We start from the raw sequence: 19421 nt of genomic DNA on the forward strand, positions 1-19421 counted from the left end.
ACGAATCGATGGCTTGGAAAGACTGCCTGTTGGATCCAGCAGGCTGCGTCGAGGCGGTTGGTCGAGAGGCGGCCGGCGGGACGGCGTGGAACTTCATCGCCAACTGGCTGGCCAAGGGACTCACGGACATGGCGATCAACGTGTTCGAGAAGTTCAGCGCGAGTACGACACCTGACTTCAACCAGAAGTGGTGGCGAGAAAACCTGGACCTGATCGTGACGATCTCGCTGCCCCTCCTGGTGATCGCGTTTGTCCTGCAGTGTGCGGCGGCCGCGATTCGACGAGAGCCAGCCCGCCTCGGATCAGCCGTGTTCGGAGCCCTTCTGGGGACCGCCGGCGTGCCGTTCGCGATCGCGGTGGTCGTTGCCAGCGGTCGGATGGTCGATCAGATCTCCTCGGCGATCCTCGGCCACAATCCGGCAACAGTTCAGGGGTTCCGGCGGATCGTCGACATCACCAGGGTGCTCGGTCACGCCACCAACGGGGGATTCCTGATCATGGCGATCGAGTTCGCGATCCTCGCGACGATGGCGTTGTACTTCGTGATGCTGATCCGGGAAGTGGCGCTGGTGGCGTTCGTCGTACTGGCGCCGATCGCGCTGGCCAGCTGGACCTGGACGGCGACCCGGCACTGGCTGCGTCGCTGGATCGAGGTCGTCGGAGCGTTGCTGTTCTCGAAGATCGTCATGGCGGTCATCTTCACCCTGGGACTGTCAGCCATCGGCAACACGAACGAGGCCGGCGACTCGAGTCTCGGCACGTTCCTGGTCGGGACGCTGTTGTTCGCGATGGCCGCCTTCGCGCCGCTGGCGACCTACTCGTTCATTCACTGGGCAGGCGATCAAGGGCAAAGCGCGCTGTACGCGGAACAACAAGGATCAGCCGGCGCGTCGGCAGTCAAGGACCGCCTGGAACAGGCTCAGCGCTGGGCAGCGTTCGACTTCGCCGGATCGCGAGGCCAGTCAGGGCCTGGTCCTGTCGTCGGTGAAAGCAACGAGTCTCGTGACGCGACGCCCGACACTGCGGGCGAGGATTCCTCTCACCATCAGCCGCCCGGGACGGACGCTGAGCCGGACTCGTCGCCTGCAACAGCGCCCGCCGATGCCGGCTCCACTACCCAGGAGTGGGTCGACCAATCTGCTCGACCGGGCCAGGAACATGAGCAACGGCGACCCGACCACAGTGATGGCCAGGACGGTGGGGCGCGATGACGAACCCCGACACGCTCTCGACCCGCTTCCCCCGCCCCGAGCAGCACGCCGTGCTGCTCGGACTCCGACCGGTGCAGATCGCTCTGCTTTTGACAGCGATCGGCGTCGTCACGCTGTCCTTCGTCAGTCAGGTTTCTCCGGTCGCGAGGCTCGGCGGACTGCTGACGGCAGCGACCTGTGTCGCAGTCGCGTTCGGTCGAGCAGAAGACTTTCCGATGTATCGATGGCTCGTACTCCGTGTTGTGCATGTGTGGAGATCGCTTCGCGGTCAGCAGTCATACCGGGCTCGCGTTATCGAGCCGCGCCAGCATGGCAGGCTTCAGCTGCCGGGGGAGACGGGGACGATGCGGGTTCTGACGACGGTCGCAGGGGTCGGCATCGTCCACGATCCGCGGCGTCGACGCCTGGTCGCGGTCGCGCGAATCGAAGGTCCGGCACATCTGCTGCAGAACGCGGACGAGCAGGACCGTCGTGTTGCGGCGTACGGGCGCCTGATCGCCGGTCTGTGCCAGAGCAACCGGATCGCACGAGCACAGATCCTCGAACGCACACTCCCCGATCCCGCCGATGAGCTGGGTCAATGGGCCAAGACACGCAAGCTCGACTCCAGTACGCCCGCCGGCGCGATCTACACCGATCTGCTCGCGCAGGCCGCGCCGACCGCGGCCAAGCACGAGACCCTATTCAGCTTCGCGGTCAATCTCGACACCGTCGGACGTGAGGTCCGCAAACATGGCGGTGGCCTGATCGGCGCAGCGGCGGTGCTCGAGTCCGAGGCTCGCGCTTTCCAGACGTCCCTCGCCGCTGCCGGAGTCGCTGGTTCATGGCTTGCCGCCGGCGACATCGCGTCCAGCGTGCGAACAGCCTTCGACCCGGCGGCGACGAGGACGGTGCCGAACCCGGAGGCACTCGACCCGGTCGACGCCGGACCGTTGGCCGTCGACGCGACCTGGGATCGGCTCCGGACCGACTCCTCGCTCCATCGGGTGTACGTCGTCACCGAGTGGCCGCGGCTCCGCGCGACGCCGTCGTTCCTGAGTCCGTTGCTGCTGAAGCCAGGCATCCGGCGTACGTTCACGCTGGTCTTGCAGCCGATCCCGATGGCCAAGGCGCTGCGGGATGCGCGACGACATCAGGTCGAGCGCGTCAGCGATCGCGCCACACGGTCACGGATCGGGCAACTGGAGACCGAACAGGACCGGCAGCTCGACGCCGACGTGGCCCAACGCGAACGCGACCTCGCGGCCGGCCACGGCGACGTGCGGTGGCTCGGCCTGCTCGTCGTCTCGGCCGACACCGAGGAGGCGCTCGACGACGCCTGCATGGAGATCGAGATCGCTGCCTCGCAGGCACTTCTCGATCTGCGCCGGCTGGTCGGACAGCAGTTGGAAGGCTTTATTGCTGCGGCGCTGCCGTTCGGGGTCGGCCTGTGATGGCTCGACACTCCGTGTACTACGAGCGCGAGGGCGCCGACCGCGCTACGAGGCGCGCGAATCGGCGGGCGAGGTACGACGTGCCCGCGCGACCGCAGCCCAGTGCGATCGAGGCCGAGACGGGGACCGGCGGCGGTCGAAGGCTGCGCGTCGACACGCATCGGGCCACGACCCGGGTGCTTCGAGTCGCATATCCGTTCCTGGCCGAAGGTGGATTGGGTGCCGACGGCACGTACATGGGATCGGACGTCTTCAGCGGCGGGTCTTTCGTCTACGACCCGTGGGTGCTCTATCAGAGCCGGGTCATCACCAATCCCAACGTCTTGCTGGCAGGGGTCATCGGCAGTGGCAAGTCGTCGACGGCCAAGGCGCTCATCACGCGTTCCCTTGCCCTCGGCCACAAGGCGTATGTCCCGTGCGATCCGAAGGGGGAGTGGACTGCGGTCGCCGAGGCGATGGGGGGAGCCACGATCAAACTCGGACCTGGACTCGCGACCCGGCTCAACCCCCTCGACGCCGGCCGTAAGCCCGCGACAGTCGAGCCCGACGAATGGCTGAGAATCGTTTGGTCTCGGCGTCGCGCTTTGCTCGGGACACTCGCCGAGTCCACGCTCGGTCGCCCGTTGGCTGCCGTGGAGCACACCGCGCTCGATCTGGCACTCGACACCGTCTGCAGCCAGGTCGCGACGCCGACCATCCCCGACATGGTCGTCGCGCTCTTCACCCCGGACTCGGCCTTCGCAGAGCGCGCGGGCCTACGCCGGACCACTCTGGTCGACGATGGCCGCGAGGTCGCGCATGCGATCCGCCGCCTCGTGCACGGCGACCTGTCCGGAATGTTCGACGGTCCCTCGACGACCGAGTTCGACCCAGCCTTGCCGATGGTCACGCTCGACACGTCCTGGCTCGGAGGCGGTGGCAACGACGAGGCTCTCCGTCTGACCCTGGCCTGCGCGGCGTCGTGGCTGGAAGCCGCGGTGGCTGACCCGGCCGCCGGCAACCGCTACATCGTGTACGACGAAGGCTGGCGTGTCATGCGCGACGCCGCCCTACTGCGCCGCATGCAGGAGCAGTGGAAGCTGTCGCGGGCCTGGGGTGTCTCGAACGTCCTGATCGTCCACCGTCTGTCCGACCTCGCCGCCGTCGGTGACCTTGGCTCCGAAGCTCGCGCGCTCGCCGAAGGTCTGCTAGCCGATTGCTCGACCAGGATCATGCTTCGACAAGAGCCTGATCAGCTGTCCCGCACAGCTAGTCTGCTCGGCCTCACCGACGTCGAGATAGCAACGATCGCCAAGCTGCCGAAGGGGCGCGCGCTCTGGCGGCTCCCGAACCGGTCCTTCGTCGTCCAGCTCGTCCGTCATGCCCGCGAAGTCGAACTCTTCGACACCGACGCTCGGATGTAGAGACATGAACCAACGACCACCCCGCGACTTCAACGAGCTCCTGATCGTCGGCGCGGGAATCCTGTTCCTCTGCGCAGGCATCCTCTACCTCGCGGGCGGCCTGGTCTGCCTGCTCACAACTGGCCACTGGGTCAATTCACCGTGGATCGACGCCCTGTGGGTCGTGCTAGATCCGGGCAACCCAGCGACCGCCTTCGGACTAACCGCAGCGCAGATCGCTCCGGTGCCCTACTGGACCACCCTGGCGGTTGTCATCGCTGTCCCGGCCGGGGTCGGGCTGCTCGTCGCTCGGCTGTGGCGGGGACGCTCCAGCCACGCGAGCCGGCGACGCGCGCTCGCTGCACGACCTGGCCTGGCCACTGGAGCAGAAGTCGAAATCGCGGTCGGTCGCCGGCAAGTCGTTCGACGCGGACGCTCGGCCAGGCCGCAGGCGCCCTCGAGGTCGCCTGGCGAAGTCGGCACATTGCTCGGCCGCTCCCGCGGACGCGAGTGTTGGGCATCCGTCGAAGACTCACGCATCGACGTCGGCCCACCCCGCTCGGGCAAGGGTCTCCACCAAATCATCGGCGGCATCATTGACGCGCCAGGCGCGGTCGTCACCACGTCGACGAGACCGGACAACCTCGCTGCCACGCTCGAGCTGCGTCGCGATATCGGCCCAGTCGCCGTGTTCGATCCCCAAGGCCTCGGCCGTGCCGAAGGCATCCGCTGGTCGCCGGTCCGCGGCTGCGAGAACCCAACCACCGCCATGGTCCGCGCAAGCGGCCTCGCCGCTGGCGCCGGCTTCACCAAAGGCGGAGTCACCGACGGAGCCTTCTGGCACGGCCAAACCGAAATGGCACTCCGCGGACTCCTGCACGCCGCTGCCCTCGACGACAGCGGCATCGACCAGCTCTACCGCTGGAGCCTCGAACCAGCCTCGGCCACCGAAGCCGTCACCATCCTCAACAGATCCGACAACGCAGCCGAAGGCTGGGGCGACACCCTCGACGGCATTGTCCGCATGGACGGCCGAACTCGCGATGCCATCTGGGCCGGCGTCCGCTCGGCACTGTCCGCACTCGCCGACCCCGCCGTACGACGCTCCTTCGACCCACCACCTGGCCAGGGCCTCGAACCTGCCTCGTTCATCCGCGAGCGCGGCACGATCTACCTCCTTGGCACCGGAGCAGGCGCCAGCGCCACCTCATCCTTCATCGCCGCCCTACTCGAAGACATCACCGAGACAGCCCGCCAACTCGCCGCCCACAACCCCGGCGGCCGGCTCGAACCGCCCCTTGGACTGGTCCTCGACGAGATCGCCAACCTCTGCGCCGTACCCTCACTGCCCGGCCTCATGGCCGACGGCGGCGGCACCGGCATCTCCACCCACGTCGTCATCCAATCCCTGGCGCAAGCCCGCGAACGCTGGGGAGAACAAGCCGCAGCCGCCATGTGGGACGCCGCCACCCTCCGCCTGATCCTCGGCGGCTCCGCCCAACCCCGCGACCTCCAAGACCTCGCCGCCGTCTGCGGCGAACGCGACGAAGAGATCCGCAACTGGAGCCGCGGCCCTGACGGCGGACGCACCACATCGACCAGCACCCGCCGAATCCCCATCCTGCCGCCCGACGTCATCCGCACCCTTCCCTTCGGCACCGGTGTCCTCCTGGCCAGGACCGCCCCACCCATCCTGCTGACGATGACACCATGGACCGACCGCCCCGACTCCGACCGAATCCGAAATAGCATCGGCCGAGCTCTCCTCCGATGAACCCCGACGACGACCTCGCCCGGGCCCTGGCCTTCGGCCCGCCCACAGACCCGTACGTCGTCTGCTGGCGCGACCTCGACCCCACCAGCACCACCGAAGAACTAGAACGCCTCGCCGAATGGGTCACCTGGGCCACCACCCGCTACAACCTCGACCACAAGGTCATCCCACCCTGCTGGCCCCACCACGGCGCCATCGTCGAAGAACTCTCCGCCCTCCGCACCTTCTGGGAATCCTGCTACCAACCCGACGCCGCCCCCGCAGAACCCGTCGCCTTCCACCGAGATCTGACTCTTGCGGTACGGCGGTTGCGTGACTGGAGTTCGCTTCTAGGCTGCAGCCGAACGTCGCACCGACCAGAGGCGAACGGCGGTTGACATCAAGAAGGCGACAGCCCACGGCCCGGAATTGGAAGCGGCAGCCTCCGCCTGATGGTCCGACTGGCCGAGCTCGACCGGTGGTCAGCTCCCAACTACAGAGCCGGGACCAAGGGCCCGCGGCGACTGCCCAGACCTTCTCGGTGCCGAGGCATGATGTCGCGTGGGCGACCGATGCCAGGAAATGGCCGCCACCGAGTGACACCGAGTCACCTAGTTTGGCAAACGTCTGTCCGTCAGCGTCGATCAGTGCGATCGAGCCATCGCGGAGGCCTACGGACCATCCTGGCGGCCAGGCAGCGTCGATGTAACGGCCAGCCTTATCGACGACCAGGCAATTTGTAGCTTCATCCAGCACAAGGATTCCTGGCGGCCGCGCGGCCATGTTGCGTGCCTGGCGCTAAGACTGCCGTCGACGACCCGTGGCAGATCGACTACGCGGTGCCTATTGATCTGGGTGAACTGCACAGGCAAACCGGACCACTTCCGCCCCGTGTCAACGGCGCACATCGGCAGGTGCGACCGGCATCCGAGGTGTGACTCGGGCAAATGATCAACTTCTCAGCGACTTCTGGTCATCATGGATGCATGGCGGCCAGAGACTTGGTTTTCCAGCCGGGCGACAGAGTCCGCACCTCCGGCCGTTTCGTCTCCGGCCCGGACGGCGACTGGCTCGACCTGCAACGCGTCCACGATCTGACGATCAAACCGCCCGGCTGGAAGTCGGATCTGTCCATCCGGCTGATCGGTGCCGACGCAGCGGCCGTCCCCTCCGAGTTCGGCCCGAATCAGGTCCTGGGCCACATCACGGTGGTCGGGAGGTGGCATGCCCCTGCCCCCGGTGAGCAGGTATGGCTCGGTGACGAGAGCATCGAGGTCGAGACACAGACTCCGGACGGCCCGCCTCCACGCCCACGTGCGGACAGGACCCATCCACCATGCCCGCCACCTCCCGGGGGCTGGCCACAGAATGTGGTCTGGAACGAGGGCAGGCCGCACAGCGCGGTCTCGGATCTGGACCTGGATATCCGCGACCTGGAATCGTCCGGGGCGATGGTCCATCGGGCGATCTTCCGTCCCTCGGAAGACCAGGAAGTTCTCGTCGTAGCCGCCACCGACGTCGAAGCGGTCACCCGCAGGCTGTCCCCGAGCCTCCCGGATCAGCTCTGCGTAGTCCGAAGCCGCTTCACCGGCGCCCAGCTGGACGAGGTCGGCGACTTCCTCCTTGCCCATTTCCAGGAGTGCCGATTGGAGTCCTTCGGCACCGGAAACTCCGACCCCCAAGGTCAACCCTTCGCCACAGCCGAACCCGTCCGAGTCACCCCCGAACTGGCCGTCTGGGCCGACACACTCCCTAAAGGCCTACTCCTCCTCGACCCGACGATCACCCCGGCCTGAAATCCGGCAGCCCAACCGACAGGCAGGAGGGTAGGAGCTCCCGGCTGGGCTCGGGTGGCGGTCGGGTGGGTCAGCGGTCGGTGATGTCAGTGAGGACTGGCCCGCAGCCTTCGCTCAACGCGTAGCCGGACGGCGCACACTTCGAATATGCGCTCGTTGCCGGTCACTGGACCCGATGGCCTGGGCAACATGGAGGATCGACAGCAGCCCGCTACAAGTCGCGTGGTGTCAGCTTCGGCAGTTCCCGGTAGTGATGGTCGGGGGAGTGTGAGGCTGATTTGGTCTCGTTCGGCGATGATTCCTTAAGCCGGGCGACCAGGCGAGCGTGATGTTGGTGCTTGCCCGTCTGAGTCTGCGTGGGAGCAGGGCCGAGGACTGTGTGCTCGCGAATCTGGTACCGGTCTCTGTAAGCGGCGATCTCGCGCAGCAATTGGAGCGACTCCGCATCTTGAGCGGTAGCGCTGGCGAAGGCGTCGTACCACCGCGGACGCTCGGTGGAGGCTTGGCGTGCAAGCCAGTCGGCGCGGTCGGAGATTTGACTCTCTAGCTCGCGCAGCGCCGGGAGCAGCGTCGGATCGGTGGCGCCTGCTGCAGGTACGACGAGCCCGGCGACGAGCCCAGGCCGGCGGCCGGCACGGATCTGTGATCTCGCGACGAGGCGCTCGACTCGGCTATGGAGCACTGCCGCGATGTCATGGGCGTCGGACACGGATGATTGCATCACAGCGCGGTGCAGGACGTCGGCCACGCTGAGCTGTATCGACTCCGCGCGGCGAAGTTCCGCGACGAGTGCCCCAAAGGCCGCGGACGCCTGGAGAGCCGCTTGGTCGGCCGGGTCGAGGCCACAGGCGGCGACTGCTGGGCGGTACCGCGTTCGAGCTTCCAGTTGGCAGAGGTACTCGTGCATCGGGACCAGTCGGTCCAGGCGCATGGCGTTGTCGAGTTCTTCGCGCATGACTTCGTGGGCGGATTGTTCGACGCCGGGGTCTCTCAGGACGGCTTCAAGGACGTCTTGCATGGTTTGCTCGAGGTGCGGTTCGTGGAGGTCTGTGGTCGATTGGTGGGTGGCGACATAGGCGTGGTTGGCGTCGCGGCCTCTGGTCATGCCGACATACATCAGGGCGCGGGTGAGTTGGTTGGTGACGACTAGATGGGCCGTGGCGACGGTTGAGCCCTGGGCTCGGTGCGCGGTGGTGGCGTAGGCGAGTTCGACCGACTTCTGGACGTAGGCGCTGGGCAGAGTGACGGATTCGCCTGTGTGATTCTCGACGGTGAGCGAGCCGTCAGGCCAGTGTTGGATGACGGTCCAGTGGTCCCCGTTCTTCACGTAGTTCTTGGCTCCGTAGGAGAGGCGGCGGTTGTTGAGGCGGGTGACGATGCGATCGCCGAGGCCGACATGGTTGCCGTTGTGCAGCTCGATGCCTTCAGGGTCGACTTCACCATTGGTGATGCGGTCGAGGCGAGCGCGGGCGTTGAGTCGGGCGACGGTTGCGTTGTCTGAGGCGATGAGCAGGCTCGCTCGGCCGCGGTGAGTGTCGTTGTGCCACGCCTTGTAGGCAGCATCTTCCATCGCTTCGCTGGAGCCGGCAACCAGCCGATGCTGGCCGTCGTACGCGTCGATCGCGGCGAGCTCTCCGCGGCGGAGGGTGAGGCTCGCGTCGCGCTCCCACGTGTTCGTGAAGCGCCAGACGTCGGTCAGTTCGGCAGCCTGGGTGTCCTTGGCGATCAGGCGGAAGGCGCCGCCGGTATCGGCCGCAGAGAGCTGGGCGTCATCGCCGACGAGCAGGAGTTTGGCGCCGGCGGTGTTGGCCGCGCGGGCAAGAGTGGCGAGTTCCATGGTGCTCGCCATGGAGGCTTCGTCGACGATGATGAGTTGGTTGGCGCGGAAGCTCCACTTGTCGTGGTCTGCACACAGCGCAGCCAGTTGGGTGGTCAGACGCTGGTGGCGACGTGTACGACGGGCACGATGGGCGAGCCTCGCGGCATACTCAGTCCGCTGGATCACCTCTCGGCGTTGCTCGGCGCCGAGGCCGGCGGACTCGTAGATCCACTTCGCGATGTTCTCAGTCGGGATGCCGATCGCGTCGGACAGGATCGTCGAGGCGGCAGAGGACGGAGCGAGCGCGACGACCGAGCCTTCGCCGTGAGCGACCTCCCAACTAGTGGTGAGGGCTGATAGAAGGCTGGTTTTGCCGGTTCCGGCAGGGCCGACGAGTGCCTCGAGTCTCTGCCCGCTTGTCGCGATCCGGTGGAGAGCCCGGATCTTGTCGGCGCTCAGGCCGACGCTCGGGGGTGCCGGGATAGTCGGTCCTGCGGAGTCTCGGGCGAGCTCGAGGAGGAGGGACTCTGCGCCGAGGATGACGGGGGAGGTGAAGATCTGCGTGTCGTGAATCGTGAACACGCTCTCGCCACTTGATCGCGTCACTGGGGCGGCGACGAGGTCTGGCGCCTTGAGGCTGATCGAGTGGCGTTCGGCGCACCGGACGATGGATTGAAGTACGGCGAGACGCTCGTTGGACGAGACGATGCGCAGCAGTCGGGTCTGGCGCGCCGCTTCGGCCAGAAGGTTCCAGCGGTTCCAGGTTGCGCGCTTGGTCTGGATGGTCAGGACGGTCGCGGTGCCGTACGCCTCGATGGTCTCGGGACTGAGGTCGGCGGCGGCCAGTAGGCGGCCCCCGACCTGTTCGAGTGAACGCTGAATGGCGATGACGGCATCGGAGCCGACTGCCTGATCAGCTCGAGCTCGCCATTCGGCCATGAGTGCTGCAAGCGGGCGGGCCAGGTGTTTCGGCGGGCGGTTCATGAGGGTGGCCTGCTGACGTAGGACGTACATTTCGCCACGGCTGGGTGGGTGGATCTGGTCGCCGCGCTCGTCCAGCAGAGCCGCGAGATTGGTTTCGATCTGCTCAGTTCTGGCGGAGAACTCTCGGATCAGTTCATCGGGTATGGACTCGATCTCGAACGCCGGGTTTCGCTGAGGCCCTCGTTCTCGGAGCTCCCAGTCGACGCCGAGCCGCCCGCTCAGGTTGTCGGCTAGGAGCACGTTGTGGATCTCGGACATCGCCACGGTCGAGTGATGCAGAGTTCGGCTGTCGAGCGTGCGCCAATTGCCGTCCAGGCCCTGCACGCGGTTGGCGACCACCACATGGGTGTGAAGCTGAGGGTCGCCGCTGCGGGTGTCCCAGTGGTCGAAGGCCGCGGCGATCAGACCTTGTATGTCGATCTGGGCAACGCCATGTTCACCAGTTCTGGTGAAGGCTGCGTGCTGCTCGATCAACCCCAGGACGTCGCGAATCGCTTCGCGGTGCGCGGCGACAATCTGTTCCTGGGTACCGACATCGGTGGTTGCCCAGAGCGCAGAAACCGACTTGACGGGGGAGAAGGTGAGGTCAAATCCGGCAACCGCCTGTCGCGACTTCTGTCGCATCTCACGGTGACGGATCTGCTCGATCTCGACTTGCCGCTCATAGTCGCTCAGGCGAGGGTCGAGCCCGCCGATCTGGTCGTGGATCCTTTCTGACGGCCCCTTGAAAATGGGGAACGGACGACCCAGAGGACGGTCCGTCAGCGGGTCATGGGCACGGCCGAAAAGCGCCCCCATCTGCTCCTCGGTGACCTCGCTTCCCGGTGTGAGCTGACCGGCTCCAAGCCCACTAAGCCCACCACCCAACCACCGCCCAGGCGGGTATCCGGACGCCGTGTAGTAGGTCGTCAACGGGGTAGCTCTGCTGCGGTCCACATCGCCAGACGCGATGTGCTGCAGCAGATACTTGTAGCCATCTCCGGCAGTCAATCGGTGGATGGTCAGCATGCTCGCCCTCGACTGCACGAGCGATTCTGGCGACGCCTTCTACGTTCCATGGCGGTTCAACGAGACAGCCGCCAGAGAACCGAATCCCACGGTGCTCGACACCTGCCTCCTCAAGTGCCAGATGTGTGCCAGTGAGGATGAGGTTGTTTGGCAGGCAAAAGCGTGTCCAGTCAGGTGAACTTCTAGCAGGTCATTGAATCTTCATCTATCGATGAGCGCCTGTCTGCGTTCGAAGTTGTGCCTTGCCGGCTGGCTAGAGCTTGATCTGTACAGTGAACATCCCTCGAGGACTAGCCACAACGATGGATCCTCCCGGCGCGACGGCAATGCCCGTGATGGGACCTCCGACATCCATTTTGATCACCAGTTCGGCCTCCGAGGTGAGCGCCCACACTCGCAGAATCGCGTCGTTGCCGCCAGCCAGGGCGACCGGTCGATCGAGCAGGTCCCCAAGCGCGACCGCACGCACTGGACCCACGCTGCCAGCGAGGACCTGGCCGCGCTGGCGTCTTGTCCGCAGATCCCACACTCGCACGGTCGCGTCATTTCCGCCGGTAATTGCGACAGGCTCGCCGCCCCATTCCTTAACAGCGAGTGCGTCAATCTGTCCGACGTGACCCATGAGGGCATTGCCGAGCTGGCGTCCCGTCCGTAAGTCCCACACTCGCAGAGCCGCGTCACTGCCGCCTGTCACCGCGATCGGCAGACCGTCAAGCTGTCCGAGTGCGACGGCACGCACCGATGCCACGCGACCCGACAGGACGGGATCGGTTAGGCCCTCGCCAAACTGGCGGCCGGTGCGAAGATCCCACAGCCGCAACCCACCCCTTCCGCCGGTGATCGCGATTGCCCGGCCGTCCAGATCTCCGGCTGCGATTGCACGCACTGCCGCTAGATCAGTGCCGAAGCTGAGGCCGAGCGACGGATCCCAAAGTCGCGTTCCGCCCGTTCCGCCGCTGACTACGATTGGCCGGCCGTCCAAGTGTCCGATCGCGACTGCGCTCACTGGGCTCAACTGATCCCTAAATGCATGAAGTAACTCGGAGCCGGTGCGTAGTTGCCACGCCTGCAGGCTCCTCGATCCGCCGGTAAAGATGATTTGCTCGTCATCCAGTTGTGCGATGGCGACTGCGGCGACCGGTCCGGGAGAGCCCGTAGAGCTTATGCTCTGCCGAGGGTCCCAAATTCGCGTTGCCGGGTCCGCAGCGCCGACGACCCCAATGAGTCGAGCGTCCAGTTCGTCGATCGCGACCGAATCTCCTAGGCCCATTTGATCCTTCACAGTGTTGCCATGCCGGTGACCAGACCGCAGATCCCACATCCGCACGCTCGAATCCGTGCCTCCGGTGACCGCGATCGGCCGACCGTCCAGTTCGCCGACTGCGACCGCATCTCTCGGCCCGATTTGGCCGGTTACAGCGTCGCCATGCTGGTGACCTGATCGTAGATCCCACATCCGCATGCCACTGGTACCGCAGGTGATCGCAATCGGGCGACCACCGAGCTGACCGATCGCGACTGCACGAACCGACCCTTGGTTGGCTAGGGCAGGGTCTCGGAGGGTGTGCCCGTGTTGATGACCGGTGCGTAAATCCCACATCCGCACAAGCCCGCCGATGCCGCTGGTGATCGCCACGGGCCGACCGTCGACCTCTCCTACCGCGACCGCGCTTACAGCTCCGAGGTGATCCTGCTGGACGCCACCGTGCTGTAGCCCGGTCCGTAGATCCCACATCCGCATACCGCGCTTGCCGCCGGTGACAGCGATGGGTCGATCCTCCAGGTGTCCAATCGCGATGGCGTCAGCGGTCCCAACCGATTTCACACCTGACATGAATGAGCCGCGGAGTAGGTGACCAGTGCGTAGATCCCATGTCCGCACTCCGTGCTGACCGCCTGTAACCGCGATCAGCCGACCGTCGAGCTCTCCGATCGCGACAGCCTCTACCGTTCCGGAGTTGGCTCTCACTACCTGGCCATGTTGTTCCCCCGTGCGCAGATCCCACATCCGCATTCCACTCGATCCGCCGGTGACCGCGATCGGCTGATCGCCGAGCTGCCCCACTGCTATTGCTCTTACCTCTCCGAGGTGAACTTTGAGTGCGTTGCCGTAATGGCGACCCGTCCTCAGGTCCCACACCCGCACTCCGTCCGTCGCACCGGTCACAGCGATTGGTCGGCCGTCCAGCTGCCCTACCGCAACCGCACCCACCTTCTCGTTGTGGCGGCCGAGGAGCAGATGGCGGGCCCCCGGCGACCAGCGAGCCCACGGGATCGTCCATGGCATGACGTAGGGCAGCTCATTGATACGGTCTCCGAGGGCAGTGGCGCCGCACTGCCGGGCAGCGAGTTGCAGTTCGGCGGCAGCCCTCCCCGGTGGCTGGCCATGCAATAGGTGGAGGGCGGTCTGATACGCGGTGGCAGCCAACTCCGCCGACGGAACAGACACAGAGGGCAACACGGACAGAAGTCGTTCGGGTGCGGCGGTCAGCAGGAAGCCGGGATCTTCGACTAGGCGGTCTAGTTGGGCACAGGCGGCAGCGTGGGCGGCCAGGTGAGTACGGATGTACGGATGGGCAGCGGTCCAGTCATGAACGGTCTTCGGCTGCGAGACGGGCACATGCTGCAGCAAGGCGGCAGTGATCGCCCGCTGCGTGCCAGCTGTGTCGTCTACACGCAGATGTTCGGCGAACTCCTGGTGGTACAGCCGGTAGACGGAACGGCGGTGTTCGACAGCCTCTGCGATGTATGCGCCCGCATGGTCAAGTGCCCATGCGACGTCGCCATCTGTGAAGCTCTGGCCGGTTAGGCTGCTAGCGACCGACGACCACAGCTCCCGAGGCAAACCCGCTCCTTCAGCCCAGGCCAATGGCGTCAGAAGGGCGCGGACCTTTTCTTGCTGTTCTTTGTAGCGTTCGAGGTCGCGGTCGAAGGCCGTGCCGACATCGCTCCACCGATGTCTGTCAGCCGACACCTGCTTCGCGGTCAGGGCATGGGAGGAGTTGGCCAGGGTGCGGGCGGCGATCTGAGCTATGAGGAAGCTTCGGCCGGCTATAGCTGCGACCTCCGTGCCGACAGCCAGGGCCAGCTCTTGCGCGCCGCGATAGGGCGTAGACGACGCCGGGTCGTCGACGGCCAGCAGGACACGGCTCACATACTCGGCGATGTCATCGGCGTCGAGGTGCTCTGGATCGTCAAGGTCGATCTCCGCGCGGTCCACCGGTAGCGACGCCAGCAATGGTCGGCGAGTTGCGACGATCAGCCGCGGACCAGAACCCGTGCTTGCGGCGGCCTGAAGCGGTTTGACGAAGTCAGCGATGACCTCGTTCGGGTCCGTTGCCTCATCCAGGGCGTCGAGCACAATCACAGCTTGCGGGCTACGGGACCGTACAAGTTCGATCGGATCGTCTCCGGGGCCGCAACCGAGTATGTCCGCGAGTTCGGTCTTGAGATCAGTGGCAGTCTTCGCGCGGGCGAGTAAGGCGGTGCTGATCGACTCTTCCGGAGGGACTGCGTCAGATGCATCATCGTCAACGGGCGCGATCGATCGAGACTGAGGATCGGACAGCGTCACCAACCGGCCCAGCACTGCAGACTTGCCCGAGCCCGGGTCTCCTGTCACCACCCGAAGCCGAGTGTCGTCCACAGGATCGGCAAGCCAGGCCGAGAGGTCCCGCAGGGCTTTGTTGCGGCCAGTGAAGTACCACCCGGCCTGAGCGGCGACTTCGACGCCGCGGGCCTTCGGCCCCCAATGGGTGGCCAACTCCTCGGCTCGGCGTTGCAGCCGGGCCCTAGTCTCCAGAGGCACGCCGGCAGGCGCGGTCGGGTCGTATGCCGGGTTAGGGAGGAATGGCGCCAGACCGGTGGATAGGGTCGCAGTTGTGAAACTGGCCCGCTGCCCAAATCCCTGTCCTTCCAGGATTGTGTTGATCCGGTCGACCAGTGCCTCCAAGGCGATGTAGCGCTGAAGCCCACCAGTAGCGCTCTGCAAATCGCGAGCTGCCCGCACGAAGGCCGACGCAAAAGCCGCTTGATCGGCCTCCTCTCGCGTGCGTGAAGCCGTCAAGACCCAGACTCCTTCATACGGGCCGTCGAGCCGTTGTACGGCTGCCATCCGAGCGCCGACCTCCGCCGCGTTGAATGCAGCTTGCCCGGAATAACACGTGTCTAGGACGATAAGAAGTCGTCGGACGCGCGGACGGCCTCCGAGTGACCTGACCAGGAAGTCCGCGGGCAACGCAGTCGACTCATACATACCCTCCTCTGTGTCGGCCGCAAGTAGGTAATGGAGATTGGCCTGGGTGTCGCCGTGACCGGAGTAGTAGAAGACCGCAACATCGGAGTCCTGACGCTGCGCGTCGTTCAGCCATCGATCTAGCGACGTCCGTAACTCATCACTGGTCGGGTCGTGACGTAGTTCAGGAAGCTGCTCGACGTATCCCTCACCGATGAGGAAGTCGACGATCGTCTGCAAATCCGCAGGCACAGACTCGAGCCGATGTTCTGGCACCCTGTAGTTCTCAGTACCTGACGCGATGACGAACCGGCGATCAAGCTCGGCCGTCATCTGAGTCCTGCGGCGATCGCTCGCCCGGTCTCAACCGCCGTCAGATACGGAGATACGTCGTGCGCCTTGCTGCCGTTGTGAACTGCCACGTCGTGCACTTGGTCTCCGAACAGAGGACTGAGCTTCTTGACCAAGGCCACGACGTCACCTCCGTCAGCGATGTTGGTCCATGAGCCAGCGCCTGCCGGGAAGGGGGCATGTCCGTCTACCGGGCCCGGGCACAGCCTGTCGAACACAAGGTGCCGGATGCCCAACGGGCTGCCGAGCGTTACCAGCGCGATATCCGCGCCAGGGCGGGCGCACAGCATCTCGTATGCCACCACTGATCCAAGCGAGTGGCCCACTACCACCCTCGTCTCATCGCTCAGCATGTCTGATACACGGGTTTGGACCTTGGAACGAACTGTGTCGTCGGTGAGGTAGAGATGCACTTGCTTGATGAGCCCAATCAGCAGCGACTCAGCCATCCCGGTGAAGAAGCGGGAGTAGCTCAAGGCGTTCAGCGCCCGTTGCACCGATCGGGATGTCCGCAACTTGCTCCGGTCGCTTGGGGCCGTGACCGATGAGTCGGTGCTGACAGCCTCCAACCACCATGTCTCCAGCAAATCCGCCTCAAATCCAGCTTCGACGTCGTCGGCTCCGTAGGGCGTCTGGCTTGGCCCCTTCTTTCCCGGTCTACGGAACAGATCGCCATAGAAGGCAACTTCGACGTCTGCCTCGGACGGCGGTCTGCAGCCAGCCAGCGCGATCCCGTCGCGCAGCGCCGGCACCCAGGCCTGCTGTAAAACCTCGCGGCCGCGTATTTGTTGGCCGATCCCATGTACCGCAACGATCCGCGGCATCTGCCCCACCCATTTCCGGAGTGTCAAACCTATTCGATTCGCCATTACTATGCCACGAACCTGTGAGCCGTTGCGTATGGGTAAATTGCGCCCCCGGACGACCTCCGACTGTGTAGCGCCTACCGGACGCGACCAGCGACTGAGCGGTGGTCTGCCCGACCCTCGGACGCATATGAGCGAGAGGGCGCGGAACAGCGGTATTCCACGGGTGTTGTTCGGGGTTGCATGTCGTCGTCGCAGGAGAGGCTGTTGGAGGAATCGCCAGGCAAGGAGCCGATTCGTGAATCAGGCCGTGTGGCCTTCTCTCACCCGGCGCAGTAGATCGTCGGGTGAGAGAAGGTGAGTCGTCGAGTCGGCGAGATCAGGTCACGGTTAGAACAGCTGAGGCGTAGTTGTTGCCTCCTTCGCAGGTGCCGAGGACCTCGTACTGCCCGGGCGCAGCGGATGCCGGAACGGGTAGGTCGATAGTCCACGAGCCGTCGGGACCTGTGTCCGCGCCGATCCCCTCATTGCTCCCGCCCAGCAGCCACGGGGCGAAGATCCTGACTGTCTGGCCGGCGGTGCACGGCTGAAGGCTCGACACGTGTGCGGTTCCACCGGGCGCGACGCTGGCAGGTTCGACGCTCATCTGGATCGACGGGCCTGTGACCTCGAACTTCCCTGGTTTGTAGGTGAGGACGGTCTCGAGTGCCTCCGGATCGGACAGCGGGTAGATCTGGCATTCCACGACGACGTCGTAGACGCCTGGGGTGGGGTCGTTGTACACCCATCGGCCGCCCGCCAGCTGCCGCTGGTAGGGAACGATCTCGCCGAGGAACCACCGCCCCTCGGCATCGGGGACTCCGTAGCCGTTGAAGTTCAGGATGGCTCCGTTCTCGGCTTTGAGCCATGCGTCGACCTGCTGGACGTAGCCCGCGGGCGGAGTCGGGCATGGTGTCGACGACCCGACGTAGTAGGTCGATCCGGCCAGGCCGGCCGATGGCGTGATGTCGAGCTCCGGCCCGGTCGGCGGCGGCGGCGGAGGTGGTGGTGGCGGAGGAGGCGGAGGCGGTGGAGGTGGTGGCGGAGCTGTCGGGCATAGGTTCAGTCGGTAGTACGGGTCGAAGTTCGGTCGGAAGAAGCCCTTCCACTCAGCGCCCAGGATGGTGAACGCCGTTTTGAGACCCACTTCGATGTCTGGGCGAACGGTGACCGCGCACGACCGTCGGCCGGCTGTGTCGATCGACGCCGCGATACTGCCTTTCACGCCGCCCTTGAAGTACGGGCCGACGGCGCCGTACAGGAAGGCGGCCACGTCGATGCCGACGAAGGCGTTGACCGATCCCTCGAGACCGAGGCTGACCGCGTTGACCGATGAAGGGATGGTGACGACCGGACTGACCAATGCCATGTTGGGCGCCGTCGCGCGAACGCCACCGGCCAATGTCCCTGCCGTCGTCGATCGCCACTCGACGGTGACCTTTCCGATGACGTCGAGCACGGCAACCAGGGCGAAGTCCAGACGGACGGCGACCGGCACCGGTCCGACAGTGCCCCAGTAGATCCACTGCCCCTTCACGAGATCCCACGAGACCTTTCCGTGGTCACCCGCTTCGAGGAGACCCCCGGCGGACGCGCTGACGGTCGTCTTCAGCGAACTGTCGACCACCGCGCCGGCGCGGATCTCGGCCCGGGTCACCTGACCCCAGTTCATGTCGAATTCGAGCGCGGCCGTCGGCGTGACGCTCATCGTCCCACTCAACGCGACTTCGGCCTTGCGATCGGTTTTGGGGATCTTGATCTCGCCGACGAGGTCCACACTGTTGACCCGCAGCGCCTGGGCAGTTGCCGTGAGCCCCTCCGTCGTGCGCTCACCCGGCGCCGGCAACTTCGAAGACACGGCGTTCTGGACCGTCACGCCAGGATCGACGTACGTGATGTTCTCTGAGACGACGCTCAGCGGAACCGTCGACAGCGCGTCTGGCACGTTCGTGATCGCATCCGGCATCGTCGCCGGAGAGGTCTGGTACGTCGACCTCCCGCCGGCTGTGCTGACCGACTTCACCTTCCGCAGCAGCCCGTCCGGCGCGACGGTCGATGGACCGGCCACGATCACGTCCCCGACGGCGACTCCGGCCAGCGGTGTACCGGTGAAGGCGACTGTCCCGGTCGTAGCGTCGAATGTCACCAGCCGCTCCTGTTCCGCGGCGGTCAGCGGCTCGGCGGCGGGCGACGTGCTGACCGCGGCAGGAGTGACACGAAGGACTCGAGGCACACTCACCACAGCCGCGGCGCCGTTGAAGGCAGGTGTGTAGGCCCGGTAGAGGTACATGCCGGGAGCACCGGCGCTCAGGTTTAGCGAGACCACGCCCGCAGTGTTCTGCTGGCCATTGGCAACGTTTCGCCAAGTGCCCGCTCGCAGTACCTGCAGATAGCCTGGACGGCTGGTTCTCGCAGGACTGAACTGGAGCCGCGCCGTGACAGCCTCGCCCGCCGTGACCGACTCAGGTAGTTCAAGAAGCGCCTGCCGGCGAACGACGTCGAGTTGCCACGTCGCTGACACGAACGCGAGAACGGACCCGCTCGCCGGCGCGACGGCACGCACCAGATAGCGGCCTTCGGCCGGCGCCCGGAGTTGCGTCTTGTA

Annotated in this window: 10 protein-coding genes; 6 read left to right on the plus strand and 4 right to left on the minus strand. The window is 65.6% G+C overall.

Annotated features, from left to right (window positions below):
• The first annotated feature begins 8 nt into the window (after positions 1-8).
• The 6 genes from AB0L64_RS39670 to AB0L64_RS39695 all read left to right on the plus strand — a co-directional run bounded on the left by AB0L64_RS39670 (position 9) and on the right by AB0L64_RS39695 (position 7575).
• A complete protein-coding gene (locus AB0L64_RS39670) occupies positions 9-1211 on the plus strand; it encodes a hypothetical protein (protein ID WP_363718124.1) in 1203 nt (400 codons plus the stop codon).
• Complete coding sequence (locus AB0L64_RS39675; RefSeq protein WP_363718125.1) at positions 1208-2644, plus strand: SCO6880 family protein; 1437 nt, start codon at positions 1208-1210, stop codon at positions 2642-2644. Before AB0L64_RS39670 ends, AB0L64_RS39675 begins: the two co-directional genes overlap by 4 nt.
• A complete protein-coding gene (locus AB0L64_RS39680; RefSeq protein ID WP_363718126.1) occupies positions 2644-4047 on the plus strand; it encodes an ATP-binding protein in 1404 nt (467 codons plus the stop codon). The genes AB0L64_RS39675 and AB0L64_RS39680 overlap by 1 nt, the downstream gene beginning before the upstream one ends.
• 4 nt (positions 4048-4051) lie before the next feature.
• Positions 4052-5800: a TraM recognition domain-containing protein gene (locus AB0L64_RS39685; protein WP_363718127.1), complete on the plus strand. Its 1749-nt coding sequence runs from the start codon at positions 4052-4054 to the stop codon at positions 5798-5800.
• Positions 5797-6177, plus strand: coding sequence for a hypothetical protein (locus AB0L64_RS39690; RefSeq protein ID WP_363718128.1), 381 nt, complete (start codon positions 5797-5799; stop codon positions 6175-6177). Before AB0L64_RS39685 ends, AB0L64_RS39690 begins: the two co-directional genes overlap by 4 nt.
• A 549-nt stretch (positions 6178-6726) precedes the next feature.
• Positions 6727-7575 carry a hypothetical protein gene (locus AB0L64_RS39695; protein WP_363718129.1) on the plus strand — a complete coding sequence of 283 codons (849 nt, stop codon included), beginning with the start codon at positions 6727-6729 and terminating at the stop codon, positions 7573-7575.
• A gap of 211 nt (positions 7576-7786) precedes the next feature.
• Here the strand turns inward: AB0L64_RS39695 and mobF are convergent, their stop codons facing one another.
• The 4 genes from mobF to AB0L64_RS39715 all read right to left on the minus strand — a co-directional run bounded on the left by mobF (position 7787) and on the right by AB0L64_RS39715 (position 19142).
• Positions 7787-11386 carry a MobF family relaxase gene (gene mobF / locus AB0L64_RS39700; RefSeq protein ID WP_363718130.1) on the minus strand — a complete coding sequence of 1200 codons (3600 nt, stop codon included), beginning with the start codon at positions 11384-11386 and terminating at the stop codon, positions 7787-7789.
• A gap of 253 nt (positions 11387-11639) precedes the next feature.
• Positions 11640-15953 (minus strand): caspase family protein, encoded by a 4314-nt coding sequence (locus AB0L64_RS39705; protein ID WP_363718131.1) that lies wholly within the window; start codon positions 15951-15953, stop codon positions 11640-11642.
• Complete coding sequence (locus tag AB0L64_RS39710) at positions 15950-16795, minus strand: hypothetical protein (protein ID WP_363718132.1); 846 nt, start codon at positions 16793-16795, stop codon at positions 15950-15952. Before AB0L64_RS39710 ends, AB0L64_RS39705 begins: the two co-directional genes overlap by 4 nt.
• A gap of 361 nt (positions 16796-17156) precedes the next feature.
• Positions 17157-19142: a hypothetical protein gene (locus tag AB0L64_RS39715; RefSeq protein WP_363718133.1), complete on the minus strand. Its 1986-nt coding sequence runs from the start codon at positions 19140-19142 to the stop codon at positions 17157-17159.
• Between the last annotated feature and the right edge of the window lie 279 nt (positions 19143-19421).

This window comes from Kribbella sp. NPDC051936 (assembly GCF_040680955.1).
Taxonomy (GTDB): domain Bacteria; phylum Actinomycetota; class Actinomycetes; order Propionibacteriales; family Kribbellaceae; genus Kribbella.